We start from the raw sequence: 12,482 nt of genomic DNA, 5'->3' as shown, positions 1-12,482 counted from the left end.
GAAGTTATTTTGGCAATAAGAAACTTAAGATTTAATGACGACGAAATATTAAGAAAAAAATGTAGAGTAGTTGATGACATTAATGATAGAATAAAAGTCTTAGTAGAAGATATGATAGAAACTATGTATGAAAATAATGGAGTTGGATTAGCAGCTCCACAAGTTGGAATACTAAAGAGGATCTTTGTTGTTGATGCTATGGATGGAGCAGGTTCTAGAGTATTCATAAATCCAGAAATATTAGAAAAAAGTGGAGAGCAAACTGATGAAGAAGGATGTTTAAGCTTACCAGGTAGACATAAACCAGTAAAGAGAGCTAATAAAATAAAGATAAAGGCTTTAGATGTTAATGGAAATGAGTTTGTATTAGATGCAGAAGAATTTTTAGCAAGAGCTATACAACATGAATATGATCATTTAGAGGGAGTACTTTTTATAGATCATGAGCTTTAAGACTAAGGAGGAATATGACATGAAGATAGTATTTATGGGAACACCAGATTTTGCTGTTCCATCATTAAAGAGCTTAATAAATGAATTTGGAGTAGAAGCTGTTTTTACTCAACCAGATAGACCAAAGGGAAGAGGAAAGAAATTAGGTATGTCACCTGTAAAGGAAGTTGCTTTAGAACACAACATACCAGTTTATCAACCTTTAAGATTAAAAAATGAACCAGAAACTATAGAAGAACTAAAAAATATGGAGCCAGACTTTATAATAGTAGTAGCTTTTGGTCAGATATTACCTAAAGAGGTTTTAGATATTCCTAAGTATGGATGTATCAATCTACATGCGTCATTACTTCCTAAATTTAGAGGAGCAGCACCTTTAAACTGGAGTATAATCAAAGGAGAAAAGGTAACAGGAAATACAACTATGCTTATGGATGTAGGACTTGATACTGGAGATATGCTTTTAAAAGATGAAGTAGAAATAACTGATAATATGACTGCAGGAGAATTACATGATATTTTAATGGAAAGAGGAGGAGAGTTATTAGTTAGAACTATAAAGGGCATACTTAATAATGAAATAACTCCAGAAAAGCAAAATGAAGAAGAAACATGTTATGCTTCAATGCTTAATAAAGAAATAGCTAAAATTGATTGGTCTCTTTCAGCACAGGATATTCATAATTTAGTTAGAGGATTAAATCCTTGGCCTGTAGCTTTAACTTCATATGATGATATTACAATGAAAGTTCATCAAACTAGAGTTGAAAAAGGGGAGAGCAATAAAGAACCAGGAACTATAATAGCTGTAGATAAAACAGGAATTAAGGTTTCAACAGGAAAAGATATACTTGTTATAGAAAAATTACAGTTTCCAAATAGCAAGCAACTATTTGTAGAACAATTTATAAATGGAAACTCAGTAGAAATAGGTAAAGTTTTAAAATAATTTAAGAGGGTGATGGTATGTTTTATCCATATTATATTGATCCAACATATTTAATACTTATACCAGCGATTTTAATATCTGCATGGGCACAATTTAAAGTTTCTAGCACATTTAACAAATATAGCACAGTTAGAAGTATAAATGGATATACTGGTGCACAAGTTGCAAGAATTCTTTTAAATGATGCTGGACTTCAAGAAGTAGAAATTCAACAAGTACCAGGAAGATTAAGTGACCATTATGATCCAAGAGCTAAGGTTTTAAGATTATCATCTGATGTTTATGGAAGCACTTCAGTAGCATCCATAGGCGTAGCAGCTCATGAAGTTGGGCACGCTATACAAGATAAAGAATCTTATTCTGCATTAGTTTTTAGAAATGCCATAGTGCCTGTAGTAAACTTTTCATCAAGCTTATCATGGATTTTGTTTTTTATTGGAATATTACTAAGTTATAGTACTTTAGTAACTATTGGTATAATATTATTCTCAGTAGTTGTACTTTTTCAATTAGTAACATTGCCAGTAGAATTTAATGCCTCATCAAGAGCATTAAAACTTTTAGAGGCAAGAGGAATATTATATGATAAAGAAGTAGAGGGAGCTAGAAAGGTATTAAGTGCAGCAGCATTAACTTATGTTGCAGCAACACTTATGGCTGTTTTACAATTAGTAAGACTTATAGCTATAAGTAACAGAAATTCAAATGATTAGAGGTTAAAATATGAATGCAAGAAAAATAATAGTTGAAATATTAGACAATGTCTTATTAAATGGAGCATATTCAAATATAGAAATAAATAAGCAATTTGCATCTAATGATATAGATCCAAAAGATAAGGGATTAATAACAGAGGTTGTTTATGGAACAATAAAATACAAAAAAATGATAGATATAATTCTTTCAAGTTTTGTTGCTGATATTGGTAAGATAGATGAGAGTGTAGTAAACATATTAAGAAGTGCTATATATCAAATGAAATTCTTAGATAGAGTTCCTCCATACGCAATAGTTAATGAAGCTGTAAACTTAACTAAAGAAACTGAACCTAATTTAGCTAAGTTTGTAAATGGAGTTTTAAGAAATTATTTAAGAAATGAAAATAAAAACTTTAAAGTTGGATTAAGAAATAACGAAGCTTTATGTTATGACTTTTCTTTTGATAGATGGATGATAGAAATGTTCATAAAACAATATGGAAAAGAGGATGCTTTAAGAATACTTAGAGGATTAAATACAGTTCCATATGTAACAGTTAGAGTTAATACATGTAAAGCTGATTATGATGAAGTTTATGAAAGACTTGAAGAAGAAGGATATGATATAGAGGAAGGTGCATTTTCACCAGAAGCTATCATAATCAAAAAAGGTAGTGCAATAGAGAAAAATAAACTTTATCAAGAAGGATTAATAACAGTTCAAGATGAAAGCGCTATGTTAGTAGCTCCTTTATTTGATTTAAAGGGTGATGAACAAGTTATGGATCTATGTAGTGCACCAGGAACTAAAGCAACTCATATAGGCGAATTAATGATGAATAAAGGAAAAGTAGTGGCTTTTGATATTCATGACCATAAGTTAGCTTTAATAAAGGAAAATATAGATAGATTAGGATTAACTAATGTTGAAGTTGAATTAGGAGATGCTACAAAGATAAATTCTAAGTATATAAATTGGGCTGATAGAGTATTATTAGATGTACCTTGCTCAGGTCTTGGAATTATAAGAAAGAAACCAGAAATAAAATGGAATAAAAAGAACAATGATTTAACAGAAGTTGTTAAGGTTCAAAAAGAAATATTAAAAAATGCTTGGAATTATTTAAGAGAAGGTGGAGAATTAGTTTACTCTACTTGTACTTTAAATAAAAAAGAAAATGAAGAAGTTATAGATTGGTTCGTAGAAAGAAATTCAGACTGCGAAGTAGAAAAAGTATTTTTAGGTAAGGCTGATAATGTGGTATATAATGATAACGGAAGTGTTACCATATTACCTAATAAGTACATGGATGGTTTCTTTATTGCTAAGCTTAAGAAAAAAGAAAGTAAATAGCAAAGAGGATAAACATGGAAGGTGAGACTGTATGAAAAACATCTTAGATTTTACATTAGAAGAGTTAAAAGAGTGGATGAAGGAAAATGGAGAGAGTGCTTTTAGGGCAAAGCAAATCTTCGATTGGATATACAAAAAGGAAGTATTTAATTTTGAAGAGATGAAAAATATTTCAAAAGCTCTAATAGGCAAGCTTTCAGAAAATTTTTATATAGGTATCCCTGAAGTTATAGATTATTTATCATCTAGTGAAGATGGTACTAGAAAAATTCTTTTAGGATTAGGTGATGGAAACATAATAGAATGTGTTATTATGAGATATAAATATGGCAATTCTATTTGTGTTTCCACACAAATAGGATGTAGAATGGGATGTAAATTCTGTGCATCTACCTTAGAAGGAATGGTAAGAAATTTAACTGCAGGAGAAATATTATCAGAAGTTTTAATTGGACAAAAACTTCTAGGTGAGAGAATATCTAATATAGTTTTAATGGGAAGTGGAGAGCCCTTAGACAATTATGATAATGTTATGAAGTTCTTAGAGCTTGTTAATGCTGATTATGGTTTAAATATAGGGCAAAGACATATAACATTATCAACATGTGGTCTTGTGCCAAAAATTCGTGAAATGGCTGACAAGGAAATGCAAGTAACTTTAGCAATTTCATTACATGCTGTTTCAGATGAAAAGAGAAAAACAATAATGCCAATAGCTAATAAGTATTCAATTAGTGAAATTTTAGACGCTTGTAATTATTATATTGAGAAAACAGGAAGAAGAATAACTTTTGAATATTCTTTAGTTAGTGGAGTTAATGATACTAAAGAAGATGCCAAGAGCTTAGGAAGATTATTAAAAGGCATACTTTGTCATGTTAATTTAATTCCTGTAAATGAAATAAAGGAAAATGAGTTTAAAAAATCTACTAAGAAGGATATAGAAACATTTTTAAATACTCTTAAAACATATGGAGTAGAAGCTACAGTAAGAAGAGAGATGGGTTCAGATATAAATGCAGCCTGTGGTCAATTGAGAAGAAGCTATATTAAGTCAAAAGGGTTAAAGCTGTAGGGGGAAATATTTATGTTAGGATTTGTAACAGATAAAGGAAATGTTAGAGAGTTAAATGAAGATTTTTTATCTTATTCTAGAGAAGATGAATTTTCAATATATGTAGTTGGTGATGGAATGGGTGGACATAATGCTGGAGAAGTAGCTAGTAAAAGAGCTGTGGAAAGCATTATTTGTTTTGTTAAAGAAAATTTCGGTGTTATACCATTAGATAATCTTTTAAAAGATGCAATTTTACATGCTAATAGTAAAATATATAGTATGAGTAAAGAAAGTTCAGGTCTATCTGGTATGGGTACAACAATAACAGCTATATTAGAGGTTAAAAATATAGTTTATATTGCTAATGTTGGTGATAGTGCTTGTTTTGGTATTAATGAAAATGGAATAAAAAAATTAACAAAGGACCATTCCTTAGTTCAAGAACTTGTTGATAGTGGTTGCATTACAGAGGGGGAAGCTAAAAATCATCCAAGAAAAAATGTAATAACTAGAGCTATTGGAACTAATTCAAATGTTGACGTTGATGTATTTAAGGTTGATAGACATGAATATAAAGCATACTTACTTTGTACAGATGGATTAATTAATGATGTTGATGAGGATGAAATTTGGAAAAAAGTAATTAAATCTAATGATTTTGATAAAGCATGCAATGAATTAGTTGAAATGGCTAAAGCAAGGGGAGGAAAGGATAATATTACAGTGTTAGTTTTTGGAGGAGAGAAATAGAATGATAGGTAAAATCTTAGGGAATAGGTACGAATTACTTCAATGTGTAGGTGAAGGTGGTATGTCCTTTGTTTATAAAGCAAAATGTAGAAAATTAAATAGATTCGTAGCTGTTAAAATACTAAAAGATGAATTTAAAAACAATGAAGAAATTGTTAGAAGATTTAAAAAAGAAGCTACAGCTATTGCTAACTTATCCAATCCAAATGTAGTAAATGTATTAGATGTTGGAACTCAAGATGATATTAATTATATTGTTATGGAATATATTGAAGGTAAAACTTTAAAAGATATAATTAATGAAAAAGGTGCTTTACCTTATGAAATTGCCATAAGTATAGGAATAAAGGTTGCTAAAGCTTTAGAATGTGCCCATAAAAGTGGAATTATACATAGAGATGTTAAACCACAAAATATATTAGTTACAGAAGAAGGAGTTGTTAAAGTAACGGACTTTGGAATAGCTAAGTCTATGGATTCATCTACTATAGCACACACTAATAGTGTTATGGGGTCTGCACATTATTTTTCACCAGAGCAAGCAAAAGGAACATATACTGATTATAGAACTGACTTATATTCTTTAGGAATAGTATTATATGAAATGGTTACTGGAGTTGTTCCTTTTAATGGTGATTCACCTGTTACTGTAGCTGTAAAACATATACAGGAGAAAGCAATACCTCCTAAGAATATAAATCAAAATATTCCAAATAGTTTAAATGATTTAATAATGAAAGCTATGGAAAAGGATCCTGTTAATAGATATCAAACAGCTAAGGAAATAATAGGTGACTTAGAAAAGATAAAGAAGGATCCAAATGTTACAATATCATCAAAATCTGCAGAAGATGAAGATCAATTTACAAGAGTTATGTCTCCAGTTGTTGTTCCAAATACTGAAACTAATAACTCAGAACCTGATGAAGATGATGAGGATGATGAGGATGATGATGAATATTATGAAGATGATGAGGATGAAGATGAAGAAGAAAATAATATTCAAACTAAGCCTCAAAAAGCTATTAATAAAAATAAAAAGAAATCACCAATATTAATTATAATTGCAACTATTTTAGTTGTAGCATTAGGAATAACTCTTGGATTCCTTGGTATGAAGAAATTTATGGAAGGTGGAAAAGATGTTAAAATACCTAATGTTGTAGGAGAAAAGGTAGAAGATGCTAAGAGTAAGTTAGAAGGCTTAGGATTAAAGGTATTAGAAGTTACAGAAGAAAGTGATCAAGAAAAAGGAATAGTTTTAAAAGTTGATCCAAATGTAGATTCTACTGTTAAGACCGGTAGCGAAGTAAAACTTACTGTTAGTGGTGGAGAAGGACAAATAAAAGTTCCAAACTTTGCAGAAATGAATTTAGATAGCGTAAAGAGAACATTAAAAAGTTTAGGTTTAGAGCTTGGAAGTGTTGACGAAGAATACAGTGATAGCGTTCCTAGAGGCGAAGTTATTTCTCAAAGTCCTAATGCTAATGAGTCTGTAGATAAAGGTTCTAAAGTAAATGTTACTATAAGTAAAGGAAAAGAAATAAAATCAGAAACTATAAATATACCAGATGTATCAGGAAAAAGTGTAGAGGAAGCTAAATCAATCTTAGCTAATGCTGGAGTTGGAGTAAATCCTGTTAAGGGTGAGGCAGCTAAAAGTGAAGGAGAAGCAGGTAAGGTTTATAGTCAAAGTCAATCTGGATCTCTTACAATTAAGCAAGGGGAAAAGGTAACTATAACAATTAATTACTACGGTGATTATGTGAAGCCTGAAAAACCTAAGCATAATGCAGGAGAACTTGTTGGAATGACTGGGGCTCAAGCTAAAGCATGGGCTTCAAAAAATAAAATAAATGTAAGTGGAATTACAAGTGATACTGCTAAGGTTAAATCAGTAAGTAATTCTGGTGAGGTTGAAGAAGGGGGATCAGTTTCTGTAACTATGGAAGAAGAAAAAAAACCAGAACAACCAACACAACCAAATCAGCCAACACAACCAACACAACCAAATCAGCAAGCACAACCAGAACAACCAAAACAACCTGAACAATCTGGTAATAATTAATAAATAAGTTTAAATGTAATTTTATTTATTTTAGAAATAAAAATTATAAGGTAAAAGGGAGTTAATACTCCCTTTTATTTTATATAGTCAAATAAATAAGAGAAAAACTTGATTTATAAATAGAAAATAGAATTATAAGGAACGGAAAAGAGTCTATATAATTATTAAGATTCTTGCATTTTATATTAAAATTTGTTTATTATAAGAATATATAATATTAAAGATAGGGAGGAAACATGGAAGGAATTATAATAAAAGGTATAGGTGGATTCTATTATATAAAAACAGATGAAGGAATTATTGAATGTAAAGCTAGAGGTAAATTCAGATATAATTCATTAAAGCCTATGGTAGGAGATAGAGTTACCATAAAAGTAGAGAATGGAAAAGGTGTAATAGAGGATATACATGAGAGAAGCTCAGAGCTTATAAGACCAACTGTTGCAAACGTAACACAAGCTTTCGTTGTATTTGCAATAAAAAATCCTGACATAAATTTAGATTTATTAAATAGATTTTTAACTCTTTGTGAGTATAATGATATACATGCAGTTGTATGTTTAAATAAAGAAGATTTATGTACAGAGGAGGAAAAAGAAAACTTAAAAGAATTAATAAATGATATAGGTTATGAGGTTCTCTTCATAAATGCCAAGGAAGGAAAAGGTTTTGATGCTTTAAAGGAAAGATTAGAACATAACATAACAGTCCTTTGTGGCCCTTCTGGAGCAGGAAAATCTACACTTTTAAATTCTTTTATAGATAGAGAACATATGGAAACAGGAAGTGTAAGTGAAAAAATAGGAAGAGGTAAGCATACTACTAGACATAGCGAACTTATAGATGTAGACAATGGATACTTAGTTGATACTCCAGGATTTACAACTTTAGATGTTACTTTTATAGATAGAGATAGCTTAAAATATTGCTTCCCAGAATTTAATGATTATAATAATCTTTGCAAATTTAATGGATGTAATCATTATAAAGAACCTAAGTGTGCTGTAAAAGAAGCAGTTGAAGAGGGTAAAATAAACAAGCTAAGATATGAATTTTATATAAAAACCTTAGAAGAGATAATAAATAGGAGGGGTAATTAATGGTTAAAATAGCACCATCAATATTATCAGCAGATTTTAGTATTTTAGGAGAACAAGTTAAGAGAGTAGAAAAAGGTGGGGCAGAGTTCTTACATATAGATGTAATGGATGGTCATTTTGTTCCAAATATAAGCTTTGGATTTCCAATAATGAAAGCTATAAGGAACTTAAGCAATCTTGTTTTTGATGTTCACTTAATGATAGAAGAGCCAGGAAGATATGTAGATGAATTTATAAGTGCAGGAGCAGATTTAATAACTGTACATTATGAAGCTGATAGACATATTGATAGAACAATAAATTATATAAAAAGTAAAGGATGCAAGGCTGGAATAGCTTTAAATCCAGGTACACCAGTTTCAATGCTTAAGAATTTAATACCTTCATTAGATATGGTATTAATAATGTCTGTTAATCCAGGGTTTGGAGGACAAAGCTTTATACCATATAGTTTAGATAAGATAAAAGAAGTAAAAGAAATGGCTAAGGCTTGTGGTAAGGAAGACTTATTAATCCAAGTTGATGGAGGAGTAGGTGCAAATAATATAAAAGAGATAGTAGAAGCTGGAGCTAATGTTTTAGTTGCTGGATCAGCTGTATTTAAAGAAGATAAAATAGAAGAAAACATTAAAGCTTTAAGAGAGGCACTATAAAATGAAAGTTCTTATAATAGCTGGGGGAGAAAAGCCTAGTAGTGAGTTATTAAAAAGTGAAATTAAAGAGTGTGACTTATTAATAGCTGCTGATAGGGGAGCTGAAGCCTATTTAGAAAATGGATTTACTCCAGATTATGCCCTAGGAGACTTTGATTCTATAGGAGAAGAATATAAGGATATATTAGATAAAATAAAAGTAGAAAAATTTAATCCTGAGAAGGATAATACTGATACAGAGATTGCTTTTTTTAAAGCAGTTGAATTAGGAGCTACAGAAATTGTCTTCTTAGGGGTTACAGGAACAAGATTAGATCATGTTATGGCTAATTTAGGACTTTTAAGAGAAGCTTTAGAGAGAGGTATTGAGGCATATATTATTGATAATAATAATAAAATTTACCTAAAGAATAAAGGGACAACTCTAAAAAAAGAATTTGGTGATTATATATCATTTCAAGCTTTTGGTTCTCCAGTAAATAATTTTTCTATAAAAGGTTCTAAATATGAACTTTATAATCATAAACTTTTAATAGGAGATTCATTATGTGTGTCTAATGAGTTTATTGATGAATATATTGATATATCTTTTGAAAAAGGTGAAGTTTTAGTTATATATTCAAGAGATTAAACACAATTTGAGTTTCTTCTGCATAAAATAAAATAAGAAATAATTTTAAAGGTAGGAGAGAGTTTATGAGAATAATGACTATTAAATTACCAAAGTTCTTAGCTAAAATAGTTAGAATGTTTAAAGGTAATAAGAAATCTGATACATAAGATGGAAAAAATTAAGGGATAAGTAAAACTTATCCCTTATTTTTATGCAAAATAAAAATGCAGTTATTAAACTGCATTTTAGCCAAAGATTTCTTATATAGCTCTTTGAACTTTTCCAGATCTTAAGCATCTTGTACAAACGTGAACAGTTTTTGGTGTTCCTTTAACGATTGCTTTAACCTTTTTTATGTTAGGAGCCCAAGTTCTCTTTGATTGTCTGTGAGAGTGACTGTATTGTACTCCAGCTACAACTCCTTTGTTACAAATCTCGCATCTTCTTGCCATTAAAAACACCTCCTTTAAAATGAAGATAAAATCTTCAATAGGACAGATAATATTCTATCATAATATATATTAGTTATGCAAGTATAATATTAAAATAATTCTTTAAAAATATGTTTCAAAAGGTATATAGTTCTTGAATAATCAAAGTATTTAATATAGAATATAGTATATGTAATAGGTTTATGTATTTATTTTTAAGTGACTTTTATAGGCAGTTAATATAGAATACAGTATATCTAATAGTTGAGGAGGAATCGCCATGATAGGATATTCAAATGAATATGGAAATGTGTCTTATACTGATGACGTTTTAGCAAAGATTGTTGGGTTATCAACAATGGAATGCTACGGAGTTGTTGGAATGGTTTCTAAGAGCGCTACAGAAGGCCTTTGGGAGTTAATGAGAATAGAAAATTTAACAAAAGGCGTAAAAATAGATGATAAAAATGATAAGTTAACAATAGAAGTATTTGTTATGGTAGAATATGGTACAAAAATATCTGTAATAGCAAACAATATAATTCAAAAAGTTAAATATAATGTTGAAAATTATACTGGGCTTAAAGTATCTAGCATAACAGTAAATGTTCAAGCGGTTAGAGTCTAGGAGGTAAAACAGAATGAAATTTAATAAAGTAAATGGGGAACACTTGTATTATATGATGAGTAATGCAGCAAATAAGCTAGAGTTACAGAGTGAATATGTAAACTCTCTTAACGTTTTCCCAGTTCCAGATGGAGATACAGGAACAAACATGTCTATGACATTTAGAGCTGCTGTTAAGGAAATCGAAGGAATGGATAACAAAAACATTGGTGAAGTTTCTAAGAAACTAGCTAAGGGTGCTCTTATGGGTGCAAGAGGAAACTCAGGTGTTATTCTTTCACAAATTCTTAGAGGTATATCAAAAGGGCTTGAAGGAAAAGAAGAGGCTGATGCAAGTGAATTTGCTAATGCACTTTTAGAGGGAAGTAAATCAGCGTATAAGGCTGTTATGAGACCAACAGAGGGAACAATACTTACAATTGTTAGAACTGCTGGTGAAGTGGCTGTAGCCTTAAAAGAAGATAATATAACTGAACTTATGAGAGAAGTATGCAGAGAAAGTAAAATTATGCTTGATAAGACACCAGAAATGTTACCAGCATTAAAGAAAGCTAAAGTTGTTGATTCAGGCGGAATGGGATTATTAATAATCCTTCAAGGAATGCAAGAAGCTTTAGAAAATGGATTAAAAGTAACTACAGGAACACCACAAGCTGTTAAATCTTCAGTAGCTAAGGCTCAAAGAAGTGAAACTATGAGTGAAGAAGATATTAAATTTGGATACTGTACTGAGTTTATAATCTTAGGGGACTCAAACCATGCAGAAGAATTTAAATCAAAAGTTATAAATAAGGGTGATTCTCTAGTTGTTGTTGGATATGAGGATGTAATTAAAGTTCATATTCACACAAATAATCCAGGAAAAGTTCTAGAAGATGCAGTTAAATTTGGAGAACTTTCAAAAATTAAGATTGATAACATGAGAGAAGAGCATAGAGAAATGCTTGAAGGTATGTATGAAGAGGCAGCTGAAACAGAGGAGAGTGTTGCAGCTGGAGAGTTTAAAAAATATGCATTTATATCAGTAGCAATGGGTGAAGGTATGAAAAACATATTTAAGGACTTAGGTGTTGACTATGTTATAGAAGGTGGTCAAACTATGAACCCAAGTACTCAAGATATGTTAGAAGCTATTGAAAAATTAAATGCTGAGCATATATTTATTTTACCTAACAATAAAAATATAATTATGGCAGCTAATCAAGCAGCTGAAATATCAGATAAGGATATAAGAGTTATACCAACAAAGACAATTCCTCAAGGAATAACTTGTATAACTATGTTTAACCCAGAAGCTGACGTTGAAGAAAATACTGAAGAGTTAAAAGAAGCTATGGAAATGGTAAAAACAACTTCTGTAACATATGCTGTTAGAGATACTGAAGTTGATGGAAAAGAAATCAAAGAAGGGAATATCTTAGGCTTAGTTGAAGGTAAGATAAAAGAAGTTGGAGAAGATCCATATAAAGTAGCTGAGGATTTAATAGATTCTTTAGTTGATGAAGATTCAGAGTTAATCACTATATTCTATGGTAAAGACTGTGAAGAGGAAAAAGTTGATGCCTTAATTGAAAAACTAGAAGGAAAATATGAGGATTTAGATGTTCAATGTTATAAGGGTGAACAGCCATTATATTACTTCATAATGTCAGTAGAATAATTAAGAGTTAATAATTTTTAGTGAAATTTTAGTTTTTTAAAGCTAATATGAATAGAAATTTTATTATA

At 30.2% G+C, this 12,482-nt stretch carries 14 protein-coding genes; 13 read left to right on the top strand and 1 reads right to left on the bottom strand.

Annotated features, from left to right (window positions below; genetic code table 11):
* Nucleotides 1-9 precede the first annotated feature (9 nt).
* The 11 genes from def to spoVM all read left to right on the top strand — a co-directional run bounded on the left by def (nucleotide 10) and on the right by spoVM (nucleotide 9,862).
* Entirely contained in the window at nucleotides 10-453 is a 444-nt protein-coding gene (def, locus tag GOM42_RS09830; protein WP_003458459.1) for a peptide deformylase, read from the top strand.
* Between the two features lie 19 nt (nucleotides 454-472).
* A complete protein-coding gene (fmt, locus tag GOM42_RS09825) occupies nucleotides 473-1,402 on the top strand; it encodes a methionyl-tRNA formyltransferase (protein ID WP_003471675.1) in 930 nt (309 codons plus the stop codon).
* A 17-nt stretch (nucleotides 1,403-1,419) separates the two neighbouring features.
* The gene (locus GOM42_RS09820) at nucleotides 1,420-2,115 is read left to right on the top strand and encodes a zinc metallopeptidase (protein ID WP_003458441.1); all 696 of its coding nucleotides are present in this window, start codon (nucleotides 1,420-1,422) and stop codon (nucleotides 2,113-2,115) included.
* A 10-nt stretch (nucleotides 2,116-2,125) separates the two neighbouring features.
* Nucleotides 2,126-3,454: a 16S rRNA (cytosine(967)-C(5))-methyltransferase RsmB gene (gene rsmB / locus GOM42_RS09815; RefSeq protein WP_003458519.1), complete on the top strand. Its 1,329-nt coding sequence runs from the start codon at nucleotides 2,126-2,128 to the stop codon at nucleotides 3,452-3,454.
* A 31-nt stretch (nucleotides 3,455-3,485) separates the two neighbouring features.
* Nucleotides 3,486-4,529 carry a 23S rRNA (adenine(2503)-C(2))-methyltransferase RlmN gene (gene rlmN / locus GOM42_RS09810; protein WP_049039535.1) on the top strand — a complete coding sequence of 348 codons (1,044 nt, stop codon included), beginning with the start codon at nucleotides 3,486-3,488 and terminating at the stop codon, nucleotides 4,527-4,529.
* 12 nt (nucleotides 4,530-4,541) lie between these two features.
* Nucleotides 4,542-5,261, top strand: a complete 720-nt coding sequence (locus GOM42_RS09805; protein WP_049039534.1) for a Stp1/IreP family PP2C-type Ser/Thr phosphatase — start codon at nucleotides 4,542-4,544, stop codon at nucleotides 5,259-5,261.
* A gap of 1 nt (nucleotide 5,262) precedes the next feature.
* On the top strand, nucleotides 5,263-7,329 hold the full coding sequence (gene pknB / locus GOM42_RS09800; RefSeq protein WP_252597653.1) for a Stk1 family PASTA domain-containing Ser/Thr kinase: 2,067 nt from the start codon (nucleotides 5,263-5,265) through the stop codon (nucleotides 7,327-7,329).
* A 236-nt stretch (nucleotides 7,330-7,565) separates the two neighbouring features.
* Nucleotides 7,566-8,429: a ribosome small subunit-dependent GTPase A gene (gene rsgA / locus GOM42_RS09795; protein ID WP_003475268.1), complete on the top strand. Its 864-nt coding sequence runs from the start codon at nucleotides 7,566-7,568 to the stop codon at nucleotides 8,427-8,429.
* A complete protein-coding gene (gene rpe, locus GOM42_RS09790; RefSeq protein ID WP_003471640.1) occupies nucleotides 8,429-9,082 on the top strand; it encodes a ribulose-phosphate 3-epimerase in 654 nt (217 codons plus the stop codon). The genes rsgA and rpe overlap by 1 nt, the downstream gene beginning before the upstream one ends.
* A gap of 1 nt (nucleotide 9,083) precedes the next feature.
* A complete protein-coding gene (locus GOM42_RS09785; RefSeq protein ID WP_003449435.1) occupies nucleotides 9,084-9,713 on the top strand; it encodes a thiamine diphosphokinase in 630 nt (209 codons plus the stop codon).
* A gap of 65 nt (nucleotides 9,714-9,778) precedes the next feature.
* The gene (gene spoVM / locus GOM42_RS15730; protein WP_100066303.1) at nucleotides 9,779-9,862 is read left to right on the top strand and encodes a stage V sporulation protein SpoVM; all 84 of its coding nucleotides are present in this window, start codon (nucleotides 9,779-9,781) and stop codon (nucleotides 9,860-9,862) included.
* A 93-nt stretch (nucleotides 9,863-9,955) separates the two neighbouring features.
* Here spoVM and rpmB read toward each other — a convergent pair whose 3' ends face one another.
* Nucleotides 9,956-10,147, bottom strand: a complete 192-nt coding sequence (gene rpmB, locus GOM42_RS09780) for a 50S ribosomal protein L28 (RefSeq protein WP_003458496.1) — start codon at nucleotides 10,145-10,147, stop codon at nucleotides 9,956-9,958.
* 259 nt (nucleotides 10,148-10,406) lie between these two features.
* Between rpmB and GOM42_RS09775 the strand changes: the two genes are divergently transcribed.
* Nucleotides 10,407-10,754, top strand: coding sequence for an Asp23/Gls24 family envelope stress response protein (locus GOM42_RS09775; RefSeq protein WP_003458425.1), 348 nt, complete (start codon nucleotides 10,407-10,409; stop codon nucleotides 10,752-10,754).
* A gap of 13 nt (nucleotides 10,755-10,767) precedes the next feature.
* On the top strand, nucleotides 10,768-12,414 hold the full coding sequence (locus GOM42_RS09770) for a DAK2 domain-containing protein (protein WP_252597652.1): 1,647 nt from the start codon (nucleotides 10,768-10,770) through the stop codon (nucleotides 12,412-12,414).
* Nucleotides 12,415-12,482 lie beyond the last annotated feature (68 nt).

Origin of the sequence: Clostridium sp. 16K-1-R1, from assembly GCF_023921145.1 — a bacterium.
Lineage (GTDB): Bacteria > Bacillota > Clostridia > Clostridiales > Clostridiaceae > Sarcina > Sarcina perfringens.
The sequence above is the reverse complement of the archived record's forward strand: the minus strand, read 5'-3'. Positions and strand labels throughout refer to the sequence as shown.

Excerpts from the sequence above, each read along its gene's own strand:
- fmt (WP_003471675.1), top strand. The coding sequence starts at position 473 with ATGAAGATAGTATTTATGGGAACACCAGATTTTGCTGTTCCATCATTA.
- GOM42_RS09820 (WP_003458441.1), top strand. The coding sequence starts at position 1,420 with ATGTTTTATCCATATTATATTGATCCAACATATTTAATACTTATACCA.
- rsmB (WP_003458519.1), top strand. The coding sequence starts at position 2,126 with ATGAATGCAAGAAAAATAATAGTTGAAATATTAGACAATGTCTTATTA.
- rlmN (WP_049039535.1), top strand. The coding sequence starts at position 3,486 with ATGAAAAACATCTTAGATTTTACATTAGAAGAGTTAAAAGAGTGGATG.
- GOM42_RS09805 (WP_049039534.1), top strand. The coding sequence starts at position 4,542 with ATGTTAGGATTTGTAACAGATAAAGGAAATGTTAGAGAGTTAAATGAA.
- pknB (WP_252597653.1), top strand. The coding sequence starts at position 5,263 with ATGATAGGTAAAATCTTAGGGAATAGGTACGAATTACTTCAATGTGTA.
- rsgA (WP_003475268.1), top strand. The coding sequence starts at position 7,566 with ATGGAAGGAATTATAATAAAAGGTATAGGTGGATTCTATTATATAAAA.
- rpe (WP_003471640.1), top strand. The coding sequence starts at position 8,429 with ATGGTTAAAATAGCACCATCAATATTATCAGCAGATTTTAGTATTTTA.
- GOM42_RS09785 (WP_003449435.1), top strand. The coding sequence starts at position 9,084 with ATGAAAGTTCTTATAATAGCTGGGGGAGAAAAGCCTAGTAGTGAGTTA.
- spoVM (WP_100066303.1), top strand. The coding sequence starts at position 9,779 with ATGAGAATAATGACTATTAAATTACCAAAGTTCTTAGCTAAAATAGTT.
- rpmB (WP_003458496.1), bottom strand. The coding sequence starts at position 10,147 with ATGGCAAGAAGATGCGAGATTTGTAACAAAGGAGTTGTAGCTGGAGTA.
- GOM42_RS09775 (WP_003458425.1), top strand. The coding sequence starts at position 10,407 with ATGATAGGATATTCAAATGAATATGGAAATGTGTCTTATACTGATGAC.
- GOM42_RS09770 (WP_252597652.1), top strand. The coding sequence starts at position 10,768 with ATGAAATTTAATAAAGTAAATGGGGAACACTTGTATTATATGATGAGT.